Below are 24,617 nucleotides of genomic sequence, written 5' to 3' on the forward strand. Positions count from 1 at the left end.
GGCTCGATGCCGCGCAACTGCTTCTGCGCCTGCTGGATGAACGGCGGGGGATCGCCTAGCCAGGTGGTGGCGGCGTCTTTGGTCAGCAGGGCGTAAAGGGCCTTGCTCTTCTCGCCGTAAAGGATGTCGATGTTGTTCTCTGCGCAGCTGCTGGGCTTGCACGAGGTAATGTGCAGGTACTCCTGCCCGTTTATGCGCACCCGCGTGATGGGCCCGGACGTGCCGTAGAAGACCCGCGCCCAGCGGTCCTTCACGTTGTTGTCGTGCAGAAAAGCCTTGTACGCCGGGCCGAAGGACTTGTCCTTCCTGAAGTGCGCCGGGGTGAGGTTCTGGCTGTTCTTGTCCTTGAGGGTCGTCACATAGGCGATGGCCACCTGCGGCGCGGCCTGCACGGGCTTCGCTGGGGCGGCGGCCTGGGGCGCGGGGGGCTGCGGCGCGCAGCCGGCGGTGGCGAGAAGCAGTGTCAGGGCGAGGCTGGCAAGGGGAAAGGCCGCGGCCAGGGCCTTTGGACTGGTATGGGGCATATGTTGTGGCTCCCGCTGCGTGCGGATGGTTCCGCCTCGCCGCTGTGGTTTGTTTCGGCGCGCAAGGTATGCCCAAGGATGCCGGGACGCAAGCCCGGCCAGGGGGTTTCGGAATAAAAAGGCCCCCGCCTCATGCGTGAGACGGGGGCGAGAAGCTTGCGCCTCGGCGGAGGGGGACTACGCCAGGGCCTGGGCAGGGGTGATGGCGGGGATTCCGAGGGCCTCGCCCACGGCAGGGCAGGTGAGCTGGCCCTTGTAAGTGTTCAGGCCCAGCAGCAGGGCCGGGTCGTGGCGCAGGGCGTCGATGCCCTTGGCCGCCAGCTTGAGGGCATAGGGCAGGGTCTGGTTCACCAGGGCGAAGGTGCTGGTGCGGGGCACTGCGCCGGGCATGTTGGCCACGCCGTAGTGCACCACGCCGTCCACATCATAGGTCGGCTTGTCGTGGGTGGTGGCGTGAATGGTCTCCACGCAGCCGCCCTGGTCCACGGCAACGTCCACGATGACCGACCCCTTGCGCATGGTGCCGATCATCTCGCGGGTGACGAGCTTGGGGGCCTTTGCGCCCACCACAAGCACCGCGCCCACCACGAGGTCGGCATCCTTCACGGCGGCGCGCAGGTTGGGCTCGGTGGAGCTCATGGTCACGATGCGCGAGCCGAAGATGTCGTCCAGGTACTGCAGGCGGGCGTGGGAAAGGTCGAGGACCGTGACGCGCGCGCCCATGCCCACGGCGATTTTTACGGCATTGGTTCCCACCACGCCGCCGCCGATGATGACCACGTTGGCCGGGGCCACGCCCGGAACGCCGCCCAGCAGCATGCCGCAGCCGCCCTGGTTCTTCTCCAGATAGTGCGCGCCAACCTGGGTGGCCATGCGGCCAGCCACTTCGCTCATGGGCACCAGAAGCGGCAGGGAGCGGTCGGCCAGCTGCACGGTCTCGTAGGCCACGCCGGTGGTCCCGGCGGCCAGCAGGGCCTTGGTCTGGGCTTCGTCCGCAGCCAGGTGCAGGTAGGTGAAGAGCAGAAGATCGGGGCGCAGGTACTTGTACTCTGCGGCCATGGGCTCCTTCACCTTGATGACCATCTCCGCGCTCCAGGCTTCGGCGGCGCTGACCATTGTCGCGCCTGCGGCGGAGTACTCGTCGTCGGCCAGGCCGGAGCCCACGCCAGCGCCGGTTTCCACCAGCACGCTGTGACCACGGCGGATCAGGGTTTCCACGGCGCCGGGCGTCATGGAGACGCGATTTTCCAGTGTCTTGATTTCCTTCGGAATGCCGATGATCATGGGGAGGCTCCTTAAAGGTGTTGCTGTGTTGGGTGTTGGCTGAACCAAGTGCGGGCGCCCTTGGGCAGAGGGATCCACTTGCGCCTTGCCTTCATGACCACAAAGGATTCGCTGGAAGCTATGCCGCCCACGCCGGACAGGGCTTGGTCGAGAAAATTATAGAGGTCGGCGATGTCCTCTGTGGTGACCACCTCGACCAGGATGTCGTAGCGGCCCGTGACCACGGCCACCCAGTTCACGTCCGGCAGTTTGGATATTTCCTCCAGCTTCTGGTCCAGCTGCATCTGGCTTTGCAGCTTGATGCCCACAAGCGCCACGGAAAGGCCCTTGACCGCAAAGGGATCCACAAGCCCGGCCACACGCAGCAAGCCCTGGGCGATGAGGTTTTTCATTCGCGCGCGTATGGTTGGCGCGGTGACGCCCAGGCTTTCGGCCAGCTCTGCGGAGGAGGCTTGGCCGTCCTCGGCCAGGGCGGCCACCAGTCTGCGGTCTGCGGCATCGAGAGATTTCTTCATCTGGCGATTTCCTTGCTCGTAATTACTGGAAACGAAAATACGCATAGGGAAAATATTGCAAAAGCAAAATATTTGTCAAGAGGATCCCGCGCCTTTTTCCTGTTCTTCGTACGCCTTTCTCCCGTCCTACGCACGCTTTTTTTGCGCAACGCTCCGCCCTCCCTTGTGGGTAGACCGCGCTTGATGTATGCGCTTCTAGGAACCGATACCCCGTCAACGCCCCATTGTGAGTAAATTGAGGAGGCTGCCCGTGTCACTGGACGAACGCTTGCTCTCCGTGGCCGAGATCGCCCGCAGGCTGGGCGTGCCAGAATCCACAGTGCACTACTGGAAGAACCGCTTCGCCCAGCACCTGCCGAGTTCCGGCACAGGCAGGCAGAAGCGCTTCCGCCCGGAGGCCGTGGAGGTGTTTCGCGTCATCGCCGAGATGTTCAGCCTGGGGCACAGCGCCCAGGATGTCATGGAGACCCTCGGCAAGAACTTTCCGCTCACCGCAAGCCTTGAGGGCGACCACTTCGCCAGCGGCACCGATGCTCCCTTCTCCCACAAGCCCCAGCGCGAGGCGGCCAGCGAATCCGCCCTGGCCGACACTGCCGTGCGCATGGCTGCGGCCATTGCCAAGGAGATGGGCGCGGAAATCGCCCGCAGCATCGGCGAGGGGCTGCGCCAGCATCTTTCCGGCCAGCCAGTGCCTCTTTCCGGAGCGGCCGAGCAGCAGGCCTTGCCTTCCGGGCTGGACGCCGAGGAACTCTCGGCCATCAAGAACGTGATGGAGGAGACCTGCGGCCGCCTTGACGCCAACGCCGACGAGGTGGCGCGCATGGCCGCTGAGAACGCCGAACTCAAGGCCAAGCTCACGGTGCTGGAGTCGGAGCTCATCCGCCTGCGCAAGGACCGCCGCGAGATGGAGAAGTACCTTCTTGACAAGATCAAGGCCGTGACTAGTTAAGCCCCAGACGAAAGCGCCACACCTTTCGTCGAAACGGGAAGCCTGCTTCCCGCAAGCATCTGGCCCGAATCCTCCATATGCTCTGCCGAGGCCCCGCTCCACGCGGGGCCTTGTGCGATTGACGGCCAGGACTGCCGGAGCGACAGCGTAAGATCAATAGTCGTTAGATAAAAGCACCAAGGAGACGCGAACCATGTCCGCACAGGCGACCTACGAATTCAAGGCCGAAATCAAGCAACTGCTCGATATCCTCGTCCACTCCCTGTACACCGAGCGCGAGATATTCCTGCGTGAGCTGGTGTCCAACGCCTCAGACGCGCTGGACAAACTGCGCATCACCGCTGCGGATTCCGAATCCGACGACGCGCCGCTGGAGATCCGCATCGAGGCGGACAAGGACCAGAAGCTCCTCACCATCAGCGACAACGGCATCGGCATGACCGAGGCCGAGCTGGTGGAGAACATCGGCACCATCGCCCATTCCGGCTCCGCCAGCTTCCTCAAGGCCATGAAGGAGGCCGGCACCAGCGCCGACGGCATCATCGGCCGCTTTGGCGTGGGCTTCTACTCTGTGTACATGGTGGCCGGCAGCGTGCGCATCCAAACCCGCAGCCACCGCGAGGGCGCTACCGCGGTCGAGTGGATCAGCGACGGCCAGGGCGCATACACCATCCGTGAGCTTTCCGGCGAGGAAGCCGAGGCCGTTGCGCGAGGCACCAGGATCGAGATCCACCTCAAGGACGACCTGGCCGAGCAGTACACCGACGTGGAGGGCCTGCGCCACATCATCCGCAAGCACTCAAATTTCATCAGCTTCCCCATCCAGGTCAACGGCGAGCGCGCCAACACCGTGCCCGCCCTGTGGCGCGAGCCCAAGTTCCAGATCACAAAGGAGCAGTACAAGGAGTTCTACTCCTTCCTGACCTACGACCTGGACGAGCCCATGGACACCCTGCACGTCTCCGTCGATGCCCCTGTGCAGTTCAACGCGCTGTGCTTCATCCCGGAGAAGAGCAAGGACTTCATGGGCTTCGACCGCGAGGACTGGGGCCTGGACCTCTACGTGCGCCGGGTGCTCATCCAGCGCCAGAACAAGGACCTCATCCCGCAGTACCTCATGTTCGCGCGCGGCGTGGTCGACACCGAAGACCTGCCCCTGAACATCAGCCGCGAGACCCTGCAGGACAACCGCCTCATCCGCAAAATCAACACCACCCTCACCAAGCAGATTTTGTCCCAGCTGGGCAAGATGGCCGAGGACAAGGACAAGTACGCCAAGTTCTGGCGCGAGCACGCCCGCGTGTTCAAGGCCGGGTACATGGACTTCGTGAACCGCGAGACCTTTGCGGGTCTGCTGCGCTTCAACTCCAGCTCCTGCGAGTCCGCCGACGAGCTCATGAGCTTCGAGGACTACATGGCCCGGGCCAAGCCGGACCAGAAGAAGATCTACTTCGCCTTCGGCCCCAGCCGCGAGGCCCTCAAGCTCAACCCGCACCTGGAGCTCTTCCGCAAGAAGGGCGTGGAGGTGCTGTACCTCTTCGAGCCCATCGACGAGTTCGTCATGGACGCCCTGCACACCTACAAGGACTTCGCCCTGACTCCGGCCGAGCTGGCCAAGCCCGAGGATCTTGCGGCCCTGCCCGATGTGGAGACCCAGGCGCCGGAAGACGCCGTCGCCGCCCCGGAAAAGGACGCCCTGGAGGCCCTGCTGGTGCGCTTCAAGGCCGTGCTGGGCGAGGGCGTGTCCGACGTGCGCGCCACCTCGCGCCTCACCGGCAGCCCCTGCTGCCTGGTGAATCCCGACGGCCACACCACCTCCAGCATGGACAAGATCATGCGCTCCATGAACCATGACAACTCCGTGCCCAAAAAGGTCATGGAGCTGAACCCGAACCATGCGCTCATCCGCAATCTGGCCGACCTGAACCAGGCCGACGGCAATGATCCCTTTGTGGAGCAGGCCGCGCGGCAGCTCTTCGAGTCCGCGCTTTTGCTGGAAGGCTACCTCACCGACCCCCACGCCCTGGTGGGACGCGTGCAGGATCTGTTGTCCAAGGCCAGCGGCTGGTACGTGAAGGCGAAGTAAGAGAAGGCGAAGTAAGAGAAGGCGAAGAGAATATGCTCCGCAGGCCGGGGGGTGCAAGACCCCCCGGCCCCCCTTTGGCGTCGATTTCCGGAACGGGTGGACCCGCCTCGGAAATCGACGCGGGTGTTTGCGACAACAATCTGGAGGAGGCGACATGTTTGAAGGAAAAGAATTGACGCTGCTGGCCGAGATGACCTTTGCCGCCCCGGTGGACGAGACTGTGGTGGAGGCGCTGAAGACCCTTGTGGCCGCCACCCGCCAGGAGCCCGGTTGCATCGAGTATGCCGCCCATGTTCACGCAGCGGACCCGAAGCGCGTGGTCTTTTATGAGCGCTGGACCGACCAGAACGCCCTGGACGTGCACTGCGCCGCGCCTGCCCTCACTGCGTTTCGCGTCGGCATGGGGCATCTGTTGGCGGATGCTCCGGCGTTGAGTTTCTGGACGCGCCTGGGCTAGCTTTCAACGCGCGCTGTAGGCCAGGAGCAGGCTTGGCCCTGGCGCTACAGGTTGCGGACGTATTTCCGCAAGGCCCTCATGCCGTCCAGGGACAGCTTGTTCAGAATCCGCGAGAAGTAGGTCTCGACTGTCCTGATGCTGACATTCAGCTCAGCCGCTATCTCGGCATTGCTTTCGCCCTTTGCGAGCAGCTCCAGGATCTGCTGCTCCCGTTCGCTGAGCGGCCCGGCCTTCCCTGTAGCCGCAGGGGGCTGGGGGTCCGCCTCCAGGTTGGCTGCGGCCCGAGCGCTGATGTAGCGCTCCCCGGCCAGCACCCGCCGCACCCCCTCCAGAAGAACCGCGAAGGTCTCCCGCTTGGTTACGTACCCGCTGGCTCCGCAGGCCAGGGCGCGCTCCAGCGTGGCCGCGTCCTCGTGCATGGAGTAGACGAGCACCGGCACGCCGCGATCCACCATGTATGGGATGAGGTCCAGCCCGCTTTCACCGCACAGGGCAAGGTCCAGCAGGGCGACTTCGGCGGCGCTGGACTCCAGGCGCTCCAGCACTTCTGCGCGGCATGTGGCCTCGCCGCAGATGGTGTGCCGATCCTGGGACAGCAGCAGCTTCAGGCCGTCGATGATGGCCGGGTGGTCGTCCGCAAGAAAGATGCGGGCGCTTTTTGTGTGGTTGGCTGTCATAAGGAAGCTCTCCTGATGGCGGGTGTGTGAGAGAGGCAAGGAACGGAGCAGGTGACCATGGTGCCGCCGCCAACCGCGTCCTCCACACGGAGATCGCCGCCGATGATGCGCGCCCTGTGGGCCATGATGCCCATGCCCAGGCCGCCTTTGCCCGGCTTGGCCGCAGAGCGCCCGATGCCGTCGTCGCGCACCGTGAGTTCGGCCATGCCGCCGGACTGGCAGCGGAAATCAACTTCGATGCGCGTGGGGGCTGCGTGTTTTACGGCGTTGGAGATGGCCTCTTGGGCAATGCGGAAAAGCTGCGTGGTGTTGCCGTTGGGGCAGGTCTCGCAGCCTCGCTCCTGCGCAAGGGAGATGGGCACGCCGCTTAAGCGCGAAAGGCGGCGGATCATGTCCGCCAAGGATGGCCCAGCCCCCTGGGGCCCGTGCTCCAGGGGCCACAGGCCGTGGGAAAGGTCGTAGGCCTGGTCCACCATCTCGTCCAGCAGCAAGGAGAGTTTGTCCAGCTCGGCCTTCTGGGCCTCGGAGCGGGGCATGCCGCCCAGAATCGCGCAGCGCAGCCGGGCCGCGGTGAGCAACTGGCACAGCCCGTCGTGCAGATCCACGCTCATGCGCCTGCGCTCCTCCTCGCTGATGTTGATGATTTCCCGCTCAAGCTTGCCGCGCTGCTCCATCTCAGCCTCAAGGCTCATGTTTTTGCTCTCCACTTGGATGGAGAGCGTCTCCACGGCGCTGAAGGCGTGTTGCAGGCGCTGCGACAGGGCGAAGGCCTGGGCGAGGACGAAGAGGAGCATGCCCAGGGGCAGGATGGGGACGGAGTTGATGAGTTGCAGGTCCGTGAGCATGTCGTTCACCCCGGCAAGAGCCACGGCCAGGAACCCGGCGAATATGCAGGCCGCGCCTTCGCGTCCTCTGCTCCAGGCCAGGCCCAGGCCCGAGGCGCAGAAGAGAATAAGGGCGGCGGTGGACAGATAGTACGCCGGAACAACGGCGCTGAACCACAGGGAGGGGCCCAGCAGGGCCAGGGCCGCGGAGGCCGCCCCGGTTAAGGAGGCGTAGCGCAGCAGGAAGCGCGGCAATTCCCGAGGGTACAGCGAGCGGAAGAAGGCGTAGCCCACCGGCACGGAGAGAAAGAGGCAGGCCATGCCGAAGCGCTCCAGCCCAAGCCCCGGCAGGCCGGGCAGGATCGCGCGCGCTGCCCAGGCGCTGGAGTCAGTGCAGAGATAATTTCCCAGCCACAGCAGGCAGTACAGGCCGAAGAGCAGCGGGGCGGGATCGCTGCGGCGAAGCTGATGCATGGCCACATGGTACAGGCCCATGATGAACAGGGTTCCAGCCAGGAACATGGCTATGCCTGACTCGCGGCGCTCCCGCGCAAGCAGGTCGTCTTCAACCCCCAACCACAAAGGCTCCAGCACGCCGCCTTCTCGGTAATGGTGGTTGGATACGTGAAGTTCCAGTTCCAGGGGCGAGTCCGCGGGCTTGTCCCATGCGTGCAGCGGGATGACCTGGGCTGAGAATTGCGGCGCTTCCGAAGCGGCGTTTTTACCGGGAACGCCGCTGTGCGCGACCAGGTTTCCGTCGACCTTGAGGGTCCAGGCGGCGCTGATGTTGCCCAGGCGCAGGGCCATCTGGGGACTTGTCCTGGCGTTGGTCGAAGGCTTGGCGGCCCCTCGCAGCACTGTCAGGCGCAGGGTGGCGCCGCCAGTGGCCCGCAGGAGGCTCGCGCCGGGCATGGTCCGGGTCCAGGGGCCGGGAACGGACGTGAATTCGGAGCCGCTCGTGTCGGCGTCGTTTGCTTGATCTTGAGATGCAGATGGTTCCCAGCGCACCTCCCACTGACCGTTCAGGCGCAGCGGGCCGCGCCGTTCCACATCCCAGGCGGAGAGGTCCAGCACGCCACGTTTCGCAACGGGGCGCTCCTCCTGCGCCATGCAGCCGCAAAGCGACAGGCAGGCGGTAATACACAGCAGCACCATGAACTGTCGGCGGCCGCATGTTTCTGGTCGGTGGTGGGGTGGCATCTGGTGGTGTAGTCCCCTTGGGCAGCGGGTATCGGTGGGGGCATTTGAAAGGAACACGGGAAACATTATAGGCGATGGTGTCTAATGGCAAGCTAGAAGCGGCAGGTGGAGGAATAGACAGTGCGAGGTATATGTATTGATCATAGTAATTGAACATTGGTGAGTGTCGTGTCATCGCTGGTGCAGTCGATGGGGTGAAGGTACGGGGAGCAGAAAGTGTATTTGCCGGGCAATACAACATGTACGGGATTTCCCGTACAGACATGCGTAGCCGAAGGTGGCAAAAAGCATCCAAAAGAGAACTGTGATGGAGCGGCGTTCCGACCTCGGCCAGCCGCCAGCAGAAAGCTGTCCCCAACGCTAGAAGCAGGTGATGTTGCATGACCCCACGCACAAACGGTTCCCCCAGCCGGTTGTTCTTTCGCGCTGTGTTCCCCACGCTGGCGCTGCTCTTCTCCCTTGGCTTCGCCGCACCCGGCCATGCCCTCACTCCTGCCGAAATCGACGCAGGGGCCCGTGCAGCGCAGCGCATTCAGAACGAACAGCAGGAGCGGCTGCAACAGCAGATGCGCGAGGACGCCCTGCGCAGGGGGCAGGCCGCGCCCCAGGAGACCCCGCAAGTAGAGGCTCCCAGCCTGCCAAGAACCGGCGTTTGCCGCGACATCAAGGAAATCGCGCTCCTCGGCGTGAAGCTCTTGTCCGAAGGGGAGAAGCGGGCGCTTACAGCCCCGTACTTGAATCGCTGCCTGTACGCGGAGGACATCGAGAAGCTGCTGGCCGACATCCTCAAGGCGTATATGGACAGGGGCTACGTGTCCGTGAGGCCCTACGTGCAGGCCCAGGACCTGACCGCAGGGCGGCTGGAGATCCTCATCGTCGAGGGCAAGATCGAAGGACTCATCCTTAAGGACAGCGGCGGCTGGTTCAGCGCCAACCTTGCCACCGCCTTCCCGTTTGTGTCCGGCAAGCCCCTGAATCTTCGGGACATCGAGCAGGGGCTGGACCAGATCAACCGCCTGGCCAGCAACAGCGCCACCATGGAGGTGAGCCCGGGAAGCGAGCCTGGCGCAAGCGTGGTGACTATTACCAACACGCCCAAGGTGCCGCTTTCAGTCTCCGGGACCATGGACAACCTGGGCGGGCTGTCCACGGGGCGTCATCAGGGGGCATACACTGTGAGCCTGGACAACCCCTTGGGGCTCAACGACTTCATCACCTACACCCATCGCAACACCCTGTTCGAGTCCACCCGCCTGCGCGAGTCCATCTCCGACAGCTTCTTTTACTCTCTGCCTTTCGGCGCGTGGACCATGCAGCTTTCCTACAGCGCGTCGGAGTACCATAGCCCGGTGACGACGTCCTCCACCACGCTGGTGGCGCGCGGCACCTCCGAGACCTTTCGGGCGGAGCTCAACTGGGTGGCCTACCGGGACCAGGACCAGAAGCTTACCGCCCTCGTCGCCATCAACAACAAGGCCACGCGCAACTACCTGGACGACCAGTTTTTGAGCGTCTCCAGCCGAAACCTGGCCATAGCCGATGCTGACCTGAACTGGCAGCGGCGTTTCTCGTGGCTTTTTGCCAACTTGGGCCTGGGCTTCAGCAAGGGGCTGCGTCAGCTGGACGCCAAGGCGGACCCGAGCGGCACCGGCGTCACCGCGCCCCACGCCCAGGGCGCGAAGGTTCGCTACTCTGGCGGGGCCACCGTGCCCTTCAGCCTTTTCGGGCAGGAACTGACCTTCTCAAGTCAGGCTACGGGCCAGTATGCCCTGGAGCCGCTTTATGGTTCGGAGCAGATAACCATCGGCAGCTTCTACACCGTGCGCGGGTTCAACCGCTACAGCCTCTCCGGCGATCGTGGCTGGTACGTGCGCAACGAGCTTTCCGCCACCCTGGGCAAGCTGCCCTTCACGGACATTTCCCCCAGGCCCTTCATCGGCTTTGACGGCGGACGCATCGAAGGCTTCAAGACCACCCGCAACGCGAACCTTACGGGCGTGGCCGGTGGCGTGCGTCTGGCGGGCAAGCATATGACGGGTGAACTCTCCGCCGCAAAGTCCCTGTCGACGCCTGTGCTTATGCCGCACGAACCCGTGCAGTTTTCCGCCACAATGACCTTGAGCTTTTAAGGAGCCCCCCCATGAAGACCCTCTGGAGCCTCGGCCTTAAAACGCTGAATCTTCTGTTGTGCGCTTTGCTGCTGTACCCGCCGCAGCTGGCCCTGGCCGGACCGCCCACTCCGGCGGCGGGTTCTGGAGCCACGGTGAGCTCGGCGGGCAACGGCGTTCCGGTGGTGAACATCGCCACGCCCAGCGCCTCCGGCCTGTCGCACAACAAGTTCATGGACTATAATGTGGACCCCAAAGGCCTGGTGCTGAACAACGGAGACAAGAGCCAGAGCTTCCGCCAGTCGCAGCTGGCCGGGCTTGTGGCGGCCAACCCGAACCTGCAGTCCGGCAATCAGGCCAGGATCATCCTGAACGAGGTGCTGGGCGGCGGGCGCACCACCTTGGCGGGCTTTACGGAAGTGCTGGGCGGCAAGGCCGACGTCATCGTGGCCAATCCCTTCGGCATCACCAGCAGCGGGGGCGGGTTCATCAACACCGACCGCGTGAGCCTTGTCACCGGCACGCCGAACATCACCGCCGGAGCGCTCAACTCCTTCACGGTCAACGGCGGCGACATCCTGATCACCGGCACCGGCATCAACGCCAACGCCCAGCAGATTCTGGACCTCGTGTCCCGGAGTGTGACCATTGATGGCCGCGTGAACGCGCCGGAGCTGAACATCGTGGCTGGCCGCAACACATGGAGCCATGCAAGCGGCGCGGCCACGGCCCTGGCCCCGGACGGCAGCAGCCAGCCCGCCTGGGCCATCGACTCCAGCGCCTTGGGCGGAATGTACGCAGGGCGCATCAGCCTGAAGGCCACCGAGGCGGGCGTGGGCGTGCGGATGCAGGGCGAGGCCGCCGCCACGGCGGACGACTTCACCATCACCAGCGCCGGAAAGATCGCTGTCACGGGCAAGCTGTCCGCCGCGCGCGACATGGCCCTCACCAGCTCCAGCACGGCCGCAGGCGGCGTCACCGCCACCGGGGCTAGCCTGACCGCCGGCCGCAACATGGACCTGACCGCCAACGGCGGCGCGGGCAGCTCCATTGTGGTGAACAACGCCAACCTCTTCGCCACGGGCAACCTGGCCCTCAGCAGCGCCGGCACCGGCGCGGCCGCCATCGGCGTCACGGATTCATCCGTCTCAGCCAACAACGACGTGAGCCTGACGGCGGCCGGAGGCGGGGCCACCCTCACCGGCGGCGGGCTGGTGGCTGATGGCGACCTCAGCGGCGCAGGCACCCTGCGCTTCACCCTCGGCACTCTCGCGGACACGGCCTCGGCCACGGCGGGTGTGACCAACGCCAACAAGCGCTCCGGCGCCGCCACGGCGTTGAACGGCACCGGGGCCTGGCTGATTGACGGGGTGGCCTACCGCGCCACCAACGCCCTGGACCTGTCCACCCGGAGCCTTAACCTGGGAGGCGCCGCCGCCACCACGTTCTACTCCGGCGGCACCATGAGCCTCGCCGCTGTCGAAGCCCTGACCCTGGGCAACGCGGGGCTGAAGTCCGTGGGGAACATGACGCTCAGCGCCACTGATCCCACCACCGGCTTGCTCAACATCGGCAGCCTGGCCCAGGCGCAGAGCACCGGCGGTAAAATGACCCTGTTCGCCGGGCGCACGATGCTCAACGAGGGCGCGCTGACCACCACCACCGGCGACATCGTCATCCGCTCCGGCAGCGGCCTCTCCTTCGAAACCCGCTTCACCAACCAGGGCGCGGGCTCCATTTGGGCGGGGGGCCAGTTGAACCTGGCCGACCGCGACAATCTGGGCACGCAGAAGATTGCGTTCAAAGGCACGGGTAAACTGGGCGGCACCACGGTGGACATCAATGCCGGGGCACTGTCGTTGTTCGATAGCGCGGTGCTCACCAGCGTTGGCGACATGAGCGTGACTCTGCCCTCCGGCAGCGGCTCGACGCTGGCAGCCGGCACGAAAATCCAGGCCGTCACCGGGGGCGTGGGCACCCTGTATTTCCGCAGCACCCCCGGTGGCTGGCAAAGCATCAGCAACAGCGGGCTCATCCACTCCGGGCAGGACATCGTCGCGGACACCATGGGCGTCGGCGGGGCCCCCGGCTCCGGCGGAACGCTTTCCGCCGTGCGGGACATTTCGCTGCATGGCCACCGTGAAATGAACGGCAATTACATCGCCGGGCGCAACCTGAGCATCTCCGGTGCATCGAGTATCAACCTGTTCCCCCATGGCGACGGCTCGCCCGACGGGATGCTCAGCGCGGGCAACGACATCACCATCAACGCCTACGACTTCCGCAACTGGTCCACCATGAACGCCGGGCACAACATCACCATCAACGCCAGTCACCTCTTCTTCAACGCCATCGGCGATGAGAATAGCTTTCGACTGCTGTATCTTGATGGCTCGAGCGGCTGGACGCTGGTGAAAAATACCACCTATGTTCCGAAAATCATTGCCGGAAACGCCATCACCATCAACACCGGATCGCGCCAGTCGGAGAACGTCGGCCTGATCTCCGCGCCCACGGTGAACCTGGGCGGCGCCGGCATGCGCAATGGCGGCACCATCAGCGGTGGCAGCATCAACATCACCATGGCCGATTTCAGCAACGTGCTCGGCACGGCAAGCAGCACCCCCGGCGGAACCCCCAGCGCCACGAGCCTGTCGCCCGTGCCGGTTCCCGGCGGCATCTCCTTCGGCGGGGTCACCATCGCCATTCCCAGCGTGGGCAGCACCAGCGGGCTCTTCGTCACCAGCCAGAACCCCAGCTCCAGCTACTTGGTGGAATCCAACCCGCTTTACAGCAACATCGACAACTTCCTGGGCAGCGACTACCTGGCGGAGAAGTATAAGTTCAAGGCCGACGACGTGCTGAAGCGCCTGGGCGATGCGGGCTACGAGACCTACCTTGTGCGCCAGCAGCTCATCACCCTCACCGGCAGCAACATCGTGGTGGCGGGCGCGAAGACCGAAAAGGCCCAGATGCAGGCGCTGATGGACCACGCGGGCAGCCAGGCAAAGGCCCTGGGCCTGACCTACGGCAAGGGCCTTACCGCCTCGCAGCAGGCCGGGCTGAAGGAAGACATGGTCTGGATGGTGGAGACCACTGTGAATGGCCAGAAGGTGCTGGCCCCGGTGGTGTATCTGGCCTCCAGCACCCGCCAGCTGTTCAATGAGAGCGCCGGCGGCGGCCTCGTCACTGGCGACAACATTAATATGAACGTCGCCACCCTTAATAATTCCGGCACTATTCGCGGCGAGAACATCAACGTGAGCGCCACGGGCGACGTGCGCAACGTGGGCGGCGCCATCAAGGGCGGCGACGTCAGCATCGCCAGCACTGGCGGCAGCGTCATCAACACCGCAGCGGTCGACGAGCAGGTCATCAAGCGCTCAGATGGATTCATCGACCTGAAGACCACAGTAGGCAAGGCCGGAACCATCCAGGGCGCCAACAAGGTAAGCCTGGCCGCCGCAAAGAACGTGGAGAACGTGGGCGGCAGCATCAAAGGCAAGGACGTGAGCCTGCAGGCCCAAGGAGACGTGGTGAACAGCGCCATCGTCGCCACCAACGTCAGCGGGACGAGCTACCGCGAGACCTTGGCCGCCACGGGCAGCATCGAGTCCACCGGCGATTTGAAGGTGCAGGCCGGCCGCGACGTCCAGAACCTGGGCGGGCAGATGAGCGCCGGGGGCGACGCCAGCATAAGCGCCGCGCGCGACGTGACCTTCGACACCGTGGCGCTCACCAACCGCGACATATCGTCCTCGTCCACCAAGAGCTTCGTCAAGAACGAGAACAAGCGCACCACCACCACCACTGTCACCCAGGTTAGGGGCGGAGTGGACGCGGGCGGCGCGCTAAGCATCAAGTCCGGCCAGGACGTGACCCTGGCTGCGGCCAACGTCAGCGCGGGCAAAAGCGCCACCATCGACGCAGCAGCCGACCTGAACATACTGGCGCGAGACAACTCGGTGCAGACTGTCAGCGAATCCAACGCCAACGGCGTCGGCGTGGGCGGCGGGGTCTTTGGCAAAGAGAAGAAGACCACCGACCAGTTCGCCAGCCGCGCCGTAAGCAGCACCCTCACCACAGTGAAGGTGGGTGGGGCCGAGGGCGATTTGTCCAACGCCAAGGGCAGCCTTGCCAATGCGAACACCGGCGGCGATATCAACCTCTCCGCAGGCAAGACCGCCACCCTGGAAGGGGCCAAGGTCAACGCCGCCGGGTTAGTGAACATCTCCGGCTCGGATGTTAAGGTGCTGGAGGCCCGCGACGTGGACCGCACCACCACCCACACCGAAACCACCAGCTATCTGTCGATCTCCGGCGGCGACGGCGACAAGAGCGCCACCGCATCCAAGGCCGGGGTCAAGTCCGACGGCGTGGTCAAGGCCGGTGCCAACGCCAGCTCCACCAAGGACGCGGGCGGCGTGGACTTCGTGAAGACCACCACCACCGACACCTTTGACGAGCAGACCCGCGCCGTGGGCAGCACCCTGGCCGCAGCGGGCGGGCTCACCATCACCGCAAGGAAGGACGCCACCCTGCGTGGCGCGGACATGAAGGCCGGGGGCGACATGAGCCTTACGGGCCAGAACGTGAACATCCTGGCCGCTCAGGACACCAGCGTGTCCACCAGCACCAGCACCACCACAAAGGTGGGCCTGTACGCCAGCACCACCAACACCGCAGACGCCAAGGCCGGAGCCGGGGCGACGGCGGGCGCGGCTGTGGGCAGCGCAGGGGCCAACGCGGGCGCCACATCCAACGCCGGCGCGGCGAGCACAAACTCCCTCGATGTAATGCGGACCAAGACCACGAGCACCGAAACCGTGGACATCACCAACAAGGGCACCAGCCTGGCCAGCGGCGGCAGTCTGCGCATCAGCGGCGGCGACAAGATCACCGTGCAGGGCTCGGACCTGAGCGGCGACAAGGGCGTGGACCTCAAGGCCAAGGACATGGCCTTCCTTGCGGCGCAGGATACCCACACCAGCACGACCACCACCAGCAAGACCAGCGCGGGCCTGTACCTGGACGGCAACGCGGCCGCTGCAGCCGGAGCCAATGCCGGAGCCAACGCGGGCCTGGGCGCCAACGCCGGGGCCAAGGCAGAGACCAGCGCCGGAGCCGTGGCTTCCCTGGGCGTGCAGGGCAAAAACGTCGTGTCCAGCTCCACTGAGGGCACAAGCACCGCGCGGGTGTCCACCATCACCTCCGGGGCGGGCTCCATCAGCCGCACGGCCCAGAACAGCATCACCGACGTGGGCACGGCCATCGATGCGGCGGGGAACTTCAGCCAGTCGGCAAAGACCATCGTCAGCAAGGCGGCTGAGAACACCAGCTACAGCACCACGGACTCGACAACCAACACCGGCAAGGTCGGCGTGTATGCCAAGGCCGAGGCCGGAGCCAGCGCCGAGGCCGGGGCCAATGCGGGCCTGGGCCTGGACGGCAAGCCCAAGGCCGAGGCCGGAGCCGGTGCGGAGGTCAAGGCCAAGGTTGGCGCTGGCGTCAAGGTTGCCTACAACCGCGACACCCTCTCCACGGGCGAGACCTCCAGCGAGGCTGTGGTCTCCACCATCAGGGCGGGCGGAAAGATCGCCAGCAGCAGCGCAGACAAGACCAGCCTGGAAGGCACGCAGCTCAGCGCGGGCAAGGGCGTGGAGATCGAAGCGGGTTCCCTGGACTTCTCCGCCGCAAAGAACACCGCAACCACGCGCTCCTCGGCCAGCAACGTCAACGCACAGGCCAGCGCGGGCGTCAGCCGCGGCACGGGCAAGGGCGTGGACGTGGACGTTGCCGCCGCAGGCAGCAAGTCCGACAGGGCCTCGTCGGCCAGCAACGCCGTCACCGGCTCCATTGAGTCCGGCGGCGACATAGTCATCAAGACCAAGGGCGACACCCGGCTTGAGGGAACCAACCTTGCGGGCACAGGCGACACCACCGTGAACGCGGGCGGCAACCTCGTCTTCGCCGCCGCGCGTGACACAACCAGCGCCTCCAAGAGCGCCTTCGACGCCAGCGTCAGCGTGTCCACCTCAAGCAGCAAGGGGGCGGGCGGTTCGTCATCCACCGGCGTCGACGCGGCGGCGGCAGGCGGCTTCAGCAAGAGCGCATCGGCCTCAAGCACCGCCCGTGCGGGCAGCGTCAACACTGGCGGCAAGCTGAACCTCTCCGCAGGCAAGGCCGCAACCTTCGAGGGAACCAATCTGGCGGCGGGCGGCGACGCCACCATCAGCGGCAAGGACGGCGTGACCATGAGCGCCGCCAGAAGCACCACCAGCAGCGACTCCGTCAACGCGCGGGTCGGGGTGGAGGCAGGCAAGGGCAGCGAGTCCACCGCCACGGAATCCAGCCGTTCCAAGAGCGCCGGGGGAACCGCAGAGGGCGGCTTCACCCGCTCCAGGGAATCCATCGCCGAGGCGGGCAGCGTCACCTCCGGCGGCAGTCTCAAAATTGTCAGCGGCAAGGACGTGACCTTGGAGGGCACCAACCTCGCCGCGCAGGATAAGGCAAGCATCAACGCCGGCGGCAGCGTGAACTTCAAGGCCGCCGAGAGCACCAGCGAGTCTCAGGGCTTCCAGGCCTCGGTGTCCGGCTCGGCCTCCAGCACGGACAAGACTCCTGCGGCCGCAGCCAAGCCGGCTTCGGCGGCTTCGGCCCCCAAGCCCAAGAACCCCGGCACCGGCGGCACCCAGGGTTCGGACGGCAGCAAGCAGAGCAACCAGGATCTGGCTTCCTGGCAGAAGGGCCAGGCCTCGGTGGTGCAGCAGCTCAAGGACAAGCAGGCCCAATCCGGCGCCCCGGCTGGCGGAGCCAAGACCCCGCCCCCGGTTCCCACGGCCCCGAAGCCTGAGCGCAAGACCGGCGCGGGCGCACAGTCTGGCGGGCAAACCGCGCAGGCCCAGGCCGCCGAGGCGACCACGGAGAAGGAATCGTCCGCCTCCGTCGGTGTGCAGTTCCAGATGAAGAACAAGACCGTGCAGAAGGCCGGAAGCATCAGCGCCGGTGCGGGCGGGGTGGAAATCACGGCTGGCGGCGGTGATGTGAACCTCGTGGGCACCAACATCGGCACCAGCGGCGACGCCAGCATCAGCGCCGCACGCGACGTGAACATCAGCGCTACCCGAAGCACGGATTCGAGTTTCGGCGCCAACGTGGCCGCCTCTGCCGACCGCAAGAGCGAAACGCCTAAGGGCCCCACAGGAGCCAGCGCTCAGGGGGGAGCCCAGGCCGCACCTAAGAAGACTCCTCCGCCTGTGCCCACGGCCCCGAAGCCTGAGCGCAAGACCGTGGAGGACGCGCCCGGCGCACCCAAGAAGACTCCTCCGCCTGTGCCCACGGCTCCGAAGCCCGAGCGCAAGACCGGGACGGACGCGGCCCAGGCTTCCACTGCTCCGGCGGAAGCCGTCGCCCCGGCGGCCCCTTCGCCGGAGGCGAAGGATTCCAGCACCTTTGGTGCCAAGGCTTCGGCCTCCAGCACCACTGCCAAGGACCCGGACAACACCTCCAGCGCTTTTGTGGGTGTGGGCGGAGGCGGAAGCGTAAAGAACCAGGGCGCGGTCATCAATACTGGCGGCAAGCTGAACATCAAGTCCGGCGGCAAGACCACACTCACCAACACCAGCGTGCAGGCCGCCAGCGGCGAGAACATCGACGCGGCGGGCGGCGTGGAGCGCAAGACCGAGCGCGACTCCAGCGTGTTCAATGCAAGCACAGATTCCGGCCCGGCTGGGACGGGCATGGGCGTGAGCAAGGTGCCCATGGCCGGCGGCGCGGCTGGGACCGGCGCGCCTGGAGCTCCGGGAACACCGGGAACACCGGGAGTGGGCGGCTCTGGCGCCGGAACGGACAGCACACAGGGCGCACCGTCCGGCACCTCTCAGTCGAACATCAAGGCGGCGCAGGGCGGCAGTTCAGGCACGCCAGGGATCAAGAAGCCCTAGCAGGCAGCTTCGCGACAGGCGGCTGGAAATCCGGCCGCCTGTTTTTTTTGCAAGGTTCGGCGCATGGATGAAGCATGGCCGGGCACCGTTGCCTTGCCTGTGCAAGGTAAGCAGACGTCCTTGGGCCTGGCATTGTTGCTTCGCCGGTCAAGCCGGGCCAGCACGATCCTTCGACTCGCGCAGAGCCGCGCCAGCGTCTCGGATGGTTATTTTATTATGGATGGTTGCTTCTCTGCGCAGGGCTGCTTATGTTAGGCGCTGTCGCACAACCATTGCAGGAGCCATGTCCATGAGCATGCTGTTTTCCCCTCTCGCCCTCGGTCCGTTGACCTTGCAGAACCGCATCGTCATCGCGCCCATGTGCCAGTATTCGGCCCACGACGGCCTGGCCCAAGACTGGCACCTGATGCACTACGGCTGCCTGTCTCTTTCCGGCGCTGGGCTGCTGATCATGGAGGCCACGGCAGTGGAGCCTGAGGGGCGCATCAGCGCGGCGGACCTGGGACTGTGGGACGACGCCGCCGAGGCGGCCCTGGGCCGCGTCCTGGCCGCCATCCGCGTCCATTCGCCCATCCCCGTGGCCGTGCAGCTGGCTCATGCGGGACGCAAGGCCTCCTGCGCCTTGCCCTGGCTGGGAGGTCATTTCATAGCCCCGGGCGGCGGCGGCTGGCAGCCCTGTGCGCCTTCGCCCCGTCCCTACACCCCCGGCGACCTGGCTCCGCAGGCCCTGGACGCGGAGGGGGTGGCCCGCGTGCGCGAGTCTTTCGTGGCTTCGGCGCGGCGCGCGGCGCGGCTGGGCTTCGACGCGGTGGAGCTGCACGCTGCCCACGGCTACCTGCTGCACGAGTTTCTTTCGCCCCTGAGTAACCAGCGCCCCGACGAGTACGGCGGCAGTCTGGGGAACCGCATGCGCCTGGTGCTGGAGATCTTTTCGGGCATGCGCGCCGTTCTGCCCGCCTGCGTGCCGCTCGGGGTTCGCATTTCAGCCACGGACTGGGTGGCTGGGGGCTGGGATCTGGCCCAGAGCGTGGAGCTGGCCAAGCGTCTCAAGGAGCTAGGCGCGGCTTACATTCATGTGTCCTCGGGCGGCCTTGCGCCGGAGCAGAAGATCACTCTCGGTCCCGGCTACCAGGTGCCCTTTGCCGAGACCATCCGCAAGGAGTCCGGGCTCACCACCATGGCGGTGGGACTCATCACCGATCCGGAGCAGGCTGAGGCCATAGTGGCCTCGGGCCAGGCCGACGCCGTGGCGTTGGGCCGGGCCATGCTGTACAATCCGCGCTGGCCCTGGCACGCCGCAGCAGAGCTTGAGGCCCAGGTGGACTGCCCTCAGCAGTACCTGCGCTGCCAGCCCCATGGGCTCAAGCACTTGTTGCGCCAAGGGGGCCGCAGGTAGGTTTTGGGCAAGGCTGAGGCGCGATCGGGAAAAAGTCCGGGCGAAGCCGGGGGGAACCCCAGCACAGCTCGACAGACGAATACGTAACGCTCGCCGGGGTATCCGGGGAGCGCTCCCCTTGCCAAACCGTCCGGCGCGGCTTATCTTGGATCATGTTCGCGGACTTTCCGCGAGTAACTTCGTTTGCATTCCTTCAAGGAGGATCGCGTAATGGCTCAATATCCCAGCTATCCCGGCGCCCAGACCGCCAGCCGGGCGGACACCGTCAACGCCTTCATGCGCGGCGTGTACGGCTGGATGTCCTTAGGCCTCATGCTCACAGCGGGCGTGGCCTGGTTCACCGCCGCCAGCCCCCTGGGCCTCACCCTGGTGCAAAGCCCCATGCTGGTGTTGATGCTCGTGCTGGCTCAGTTCGGCATGGTCATCGCACTGTCCGCCGCCATCCACAAACTCTCCGGCACTGCCGCCAGCCTGATGTTCGTGGCATACAGCGCGCTGACAGGGCTCACTCTCTCGTCCATTTTCTTCGTGTACAGCAGCGCCAGCATATTCCAGACCTTCCTGGTCACGGGCGGCATGTTCGGCGCCACCAGCGTTTACGGCATGGTGACCAAGCGCGACTTGACGGGCATGGGCAGCTTCATGTTCATGGGCCTCATCGGCATCGTCATCGCCTCTGTTGTGAACATGTTCATGCAGAGTTCGGCCTTGAGCTTCGGCATCTCGGTCATCGGCGTCATCGTGTTCACGGGCCTCACCGCCTACGACACCCAGAAGCTCAAGTACATGGGCGAGACCATGCCCATGGACGACGGCACGGCTGTCCGCCGCGGAACCATCCTGGGCGCGCTCACCCTGTACCTGGACTTCCTGAACCTGTTCCTCATGCTGCTGCGCCTCTTCGGCTCCAGCCGCGACTAGCCCAACCATTCGCAGGGCCGCCTCCTTTTGTGGGGGCGGCCCTGCATCCTCCCCATGGACATAGCCGAACTGCAACGTTGCCTGAAGCCCGCCCTCATTCCCCTGGGTGCGCTCTACGGGCAGGCCATGCGCCTGCGCCGCTGGGCCTATGAGGCCGCCCATGTGGCTTCGTGGCGCCCCAACTGCCCGGTGGTCAGCGTGGGCAACATCGGCTGGGGCGGCAGCGGAAAAACACCATTGTGTGGTCACATTCTGCGCTGGGCCGGCAAGCGCGAGGAGCACGCCATAGTGCTCACGCGGGGCTACGGGGCCAAACCCCACAGGCTGCCCCTGCTGGTTTCCCGCACGGAGAACCCGGCCAGTTGCGGCGACGAGCCCTTGCTGCTGGCGCGATCGCACCCGCTGGCGCGTGTGGTGGTCGACCCCAAGCGCAAACGCTCCGGGCCTTGGGCCTACGAGCGCTTCGACCCGGACTTCGTGCTTCTGGACGACGGCTTCCAGCATTTGCCCGTGGCGCGCGACATTGATCTTGTGCTGTTGACCCCCCACGACCTAGGCCAGGGCTGGAACCGCGTGTGCCCGGCCGGAACCTGGAGGGAGGGCGAGGCTGCGCTTTCCCGCGCCACGGCCTTCTGCGTCAAGGTGCTGCCTGGCCGCCAGCCGGACCTGGGCGAGAACATCAAGCACAGGCTGGCGCGGTTCGAGCGGCCCGTGTACACCTTCGCCCTTAAGCCCAAGGGGCTCATGCGCGTGGACGGCACAGTGCGCGCGCCCGACCTTGGCGGCGAGGACTACGTGCTGGCCACCGGCATCGCCGATCCGGCCCAGGCGGCTCGCACGGCGGAAAGCTTCCTGGGGCGCGCGCCCAGGGCTGTGCTGCCCTTTGCCGACCACCACGCCTTTGGCGCCCAGGACCTGCTGCGCATCCATGCGCTGGCCGCCGGGGCCCATGTGCTGGTAACGGCCAAGGACGCCGTGAAGCTGGCCAAGCTGCCAGGAGCCGAGGCCTTCTGGGTGCTGCGCACGGAGCTGGCCTTCGGGCCATCCACCTTTGCCGAGACCCCATTCGACCAGTGGTTCGCGGCACGATTTGACGAGTTGGCGGCGCACTATCGCCCCCTGGCCGCCCAGGAGCTCGTCTGACCTTTGCCTTTGTCCCTTCGCGCCGGGGTTCTTCCCCTGGCTGCGCGTCAACCTTCCGAATTTCCTTCCAACCAGCGCGAATCCGCGCATCGAGAACCCCGTGAGCAAGAAAAATCGCAATGCGAGCGCTCCGCCGCTCCCCACCGACCACAGAACCCTGCTGAAAATCATGCGCGACTCCAATCGCCCGCTTTCCCCGGATGACATTCTACCCATGTTGGGCCTGCACCGCCGCAAGAAGGGCGATGTGGACGACATGCTCAAAGACCTGGTTGCCCAGGGCAAGCTCATCCAGCTGGGCCGGGCCTACGCGCCCATGGACCGCGTGAACCTCATCACCGGCAAGGTGCAGGTGCAGCGCTCCGGCGTGGCCTTCCTCATCCCCGACGATCCCCGCCGCAAGGACGTGTTTCTTGGTCAGGACACCGCCGGAGCCTGGCACGGCGACAAGGTGGCCGTAGCCATCACGCGTGAGAACGCGCGCAAGAACCATGAGGGCCGAGTGGTGCGCATCATCGAGCGCGGCAAGAACGTGCTCACCGTGCGCGTCATGCGCTCCGCCGGGCCGGGCAGCTACCTTTGCCGTCCAACTGATCCGCGCCTGGATTTCGCCGTGCTGACCCACGACACCGATCCGGGTCTGGGCCTGCAAAAGGGCGACATCGCGCTCGCCGCGCCCGGCGACCAGGTGGACGCCGCCGTGTGGGAGGGCGTCATCCTCTCCCGCCTGGGGCCGGAGAACGAGGCCGGAGTGCAGGAGGCCTTGGTCAAGACCAACCACGGCGTGCCCACAAGCTTCCCCAAGGAAGCGCTCACCGAAGCGTCCGCCCTGCCTGCGGAGCCAGCCGAGGCTGACTTCAAGAACCGCAAGGACCTGCGCAAGACGCCCTTCGTCACCATCGACGGGGCCACGGCGCGGGACTTCGACGACGCAATTTTTGTGGAGCGCAAGGGCAAGGGCTTTGCTCTCTGGGTGGCCATCGCCGACGTGGCCCACTACGTGCCCCTGGGCGCGGCCCTGGACCGCGAAGCCTACGAACGCGGCAACTCCTACTACTTTCCGGCCTCGGTGGAGCCCATGTTCCCCCACGCCCTGTCCAACGGGCTGTGCAGCCTGAACCCCAACGTGCCGCGCCTTTCCGTGGCCGTATGCATGGACATGAGCGAGCGCGGCGTTCCGGGCGAGGTGCGCGTCATGAACGCGGTAATAAAGAGTCACGCGCGCTTGACTTACGACCGCGCCCGCGACGTGTGCGTGGAGAAGTTGCCCGAGGCCCGCGCCGAGCTGGCCAAGGAGGCTGGCGATGACGTGGTGGCCATGCTGGACCTGGCGGAAGCGCTGGCCCGGCAGATGCGCAGCCGCCGCATCGAGCGCGGCAGCCTGGACTTCGACCTGCCGGAAGGAGAGGTGCGCTTCGACGAGGCGGGAAACCCAGTGGCTGTGGAGCCGCGCGAGCGCCACTTCGCCCACCAGCTCATCGAGGAGTTCATGATCGCGGCCAACGAGGCCGTGAGCGAATATCTGCAAGCCCACGCGCTGCCCTGCATGTACCGCGTCCACGCCGAGCCGGACCGCGAGAAGCTGGAGACGCTGTACACGCTGCTCTCCCGCCTGGATGGCGAGGCCGCGCCCAAGCGGGCCAAGGCTGGGCGCTTCACCGACGACGACTTCACGCCAGAGGGCATCGCCAAGCTGCTGCATTCCGTGGCCGGAACAGAACGCGAATTCCTGGTGAACCGCATGGTGCTGCGCAGCATGAAGCAGGCGCGCTACCAGCCGGAGAATGAAGGCCACTTTGGCCTCGCCAGCGAGTCCTACGCCCATTTCACCTCGCCCATCCGCCGCTACGCGGATCTCGTGGTGCACCGTTTGGTGAAGCGCGCTCTGGGCGACCAGCATATGCCCGTGCCCGGCTTCAAGAAGCTGGCCGAGATGGGCCAGCACCTCTCAGGACGGGAGCGCATCAGCCAGGAAGCTGAGCGCGAATGCCAGAAGCGCTACGCCTGCATGGTGCTGCGCGGGCAGGAGGGCCGCGAGTTTCGCGCCGTGGTCAGCTCCCTCAGCGACTACGGCTTTTGGGTGGAGCTGCCTGAGGTCCTCACCGAGGGCTTCATCCGCCTGTCCACCATGCTTGACGACTATTACGGCTACCTCAAGGAGCGTGAGATGCTCCTGGGCGAACGCACGGGCCGTGTCATCCGCGCAGGCCAGACCGTGCGCGCCAAGCTCATCGGCGTGCACCTGGACCGTCTGGAGATCGACCTGGAGCTGGTGCCTGAGGCGAACAAGACCCCCGGAGCTCCGGGGTCGGAACTTCCCCGCGCCGACAGCCGTGAACGCAGAGCCGCGGATGAATCGCGCCGCAACGACCGTGCGCGCCAGAAGCGCCGCGGCCCAGGCGGGCAGGGTGATGGCCGTGGCGGCAAGCCCGGCGGGAAATCTGGAGCCAAGTCCGGCTCGCGGCGCTCCGGCGCAGGCAAGGCGACAGGCAAGCCTGCTGGCCGGAAGCCGGGCGAAGTCCGGGGCAAGCGGCGCGAAGACTAGTTGGGAATAATCAGGGGGCGCAGCCCCCTGCACCCCGCCAGAGGG

General features: G+C 65.8%; 14 protein-coding genes. 9 read left to right on the top strand and 5 right to left on the bottom strand.

From position 1 onward, the window contains the following. From Q8O35_RS14075 to Q8O35_RS14085, 3 genes are all read right to left on the bottom strand, one after another. Window positions 1-524, bottom strand: a 524-nt coding sequence (locus Q8O35_RS14075; RefSeq protein WP_305574433.1) for an Ivy family c-type lysozyme inhibitor, incomplete at its 3' end; no start/stop codon positions are given. Window positions 525-701: 177 nt separating this feature from the next. Then, a complete protein-coding gene (gene ald, locus Q8O35_RS14080; RefSeq protein ID WP_305574435.1) occupies window positions 702-1,808 on the bottom strand; it encodes an alanine dehydrogenase in 1,107 nt (368 codons plus the stop codon). A gap of 11 nt (window positions 1,809-1,819) precedes the next feature. Beyond that, window positions 1,820-2,323 carry an Lrp/AsnC family transcriptional regulator gene (locus Q8O35_RS14085; protein ID WP_305574437.1) on the bottom strand — a complete coding sequence of 168 codons (504 nt, stop codon included), beginning with the start codon at window positions 2,321-2,323 and terminating at the stop codon, window positions 1,820-1,822. Between the two features lie 250 nt (window positions 2,324-2,573). Between Q8O35_RS14085 and Q8O35_RS14090 the strand changes: the two genes are divergently transcribed. From Q8O35_RS14090 to Q8O35_RS14100, 3 genes are all read left to right on the top strand, one after another. Next, window positions 2,574-3,272: a helix-turn-helix domain-containing protein gene (locus Q8O35_RS14090; protein ID WP_305574439.1), complete on the top strand. Its 699-nt coding sequence runs from the start codon at window positions 2,574-2,576 to the stop codon at window positions 3,270-3,272. 193 nt (window positions 3,273-3,465) lie between these two features. Then, window positions 3,466-5,358: a molecular chaperone HtpG gene (htpG, locus tag Q8O35_RS14095; RefSeq protein ID WP_305574441.1), complete on the top strand. Its 1,893-nt coding sequence runs from the start codon at window positions 3,466-3,468 to the stop codon at window positions 5,356-5,358. Between the two features lie 154 nt (window positions 5,359-5,512). Beyond that, entirely contained in the window at window positions 5,513-5,815 is a 303-nt protein-coding gene (locus tag Q8O35_RS14100; protein WP_305574443.1) for a putative quinol monooxygenase, read from the top strand. A 44-nt stretch (window positions 5,816-5,859) separates the two neighbouring features. Here the strand turns inward: Q8O35_RS14100 and Q8O35_RS14105 are convergent, their stop codons facing one another. Continuing rightward, a complete protein-coding gene (locus tag Q8O35_RS14105) occupies window positions 5,860-6,492 on the bottom strand; it encodes a response regulator transcription factor (RefSeq protein WP_305574445.1) in 633 nt (210 codons plus the stop codon). Continuing rightward, a complete protein-coding gene (locus Q8O35_RS14110; protein ID WP_305574447.1) occupies window positions 6,489-8,471 on the bottom strand; it encodes a 7TM diverse intracellular signaling domain-containing protein in 1,983 nt (660 codons plus the stop codon). Before Q8O35_RS14110 ends, Q8O35_RS14105 begins: the two co-directional genes overlap by 4 nt. A gap of 425 nt (window positions 8,472-8,896) precedes the next feature. On the opposite strand from Q8O35_RS14110, the gene Q8O35_RS14115 reads away from it, so the two are divergent. From Q8O35_RS14115 to rnr, 6 genes are all read left to right on the top strand, one after another. After that, complete coding sequence (locus Q8O35_RS14115) at window positions 8,897-10,645, top strand: ShlB/FhaC/HecB family hemolysin secretion/activation protein (RefSeq protein WP_305574449.1); 1,749 nt, start codon at window positions 8,897-8,899, stop codon at window positions 10,643-10,645. An 11-nt stretch (window positions 10,646-10,656) separates the two neighbouring features. Beyond that, window positions 10,657-18,567, top strand: a complete 7,911-nt coding sequence (locus Q8O35_RS14120; protein WP_305574451.1) for a hemagglutinin repeat-containing protein — start codon at window positions 10,657-10,659, stop codon at window positions 18,565-18,567. 289 nt (window positions 18,568-18,856) lie between these two features. Continuing rightward, window positions 18,857-19,963 carry an NADH:flavin oxidoreductase/NADH oxidase gene (locus Q8O35_RS14125; RefSeq protein ID WP_305574453.1) on the top strand — a complete coding sequence of 369 codons (1,107 nt, stop codon included), beginning with the start codon at window positions 18,857-18,859 and terminating at the stop codon, window positions 19,961-19,963. Between the two features lie 210 nt (window positions 19,964-20,173). Further along, window positions 20,174-20,884, top strand: a complete 711-nt coding sequence (locus tag Q8O35_RS14130; RefSeq protein WP_305574455.1) for a Bax inhibitor-1/YccA family protein — start codon at window positions 20,174-20,176, stop codon at window positions 20,882-20,884. Between the two features lie 54 nt (window positions 20,885-20,938). After that, complete coding sequence (gene lpxK, locus Q8O35_RS14135; protein WP_305574457.1) at window positions 20,939-22,027, top strand: tetraacyldisaccharide 4'-kinase; 1,089 nt, start codon at window positions 20,939-20,941, stop codon at window positions 22,025-22,027. A gap of 100 nt (window positions 22,028-22,127) precedes the next feature. After that, window positions 22,128-24,572, top strand: a complete 2,445-nt coding sequence (gene rnr, locus Q8O35_RS14140) for a ribonuclease R (protein WP_305574459.1) — start codon at window positions 22,128-22,130, stop codon at window positions 24,570-24,572. Window positions 24,573-24,617 lie beyond the last annotated feature (45 nt).

Source organism: Humidesulfovibrio sp. (assembly GCF_030689645.1).
Taxonomy (GTDB): domain Bacteria; phylum Desulfobacterota; class Desulfovibrionia; order Desulfovibrionales; family Desulfovibrionaceae; genus Humidesulfovibrio.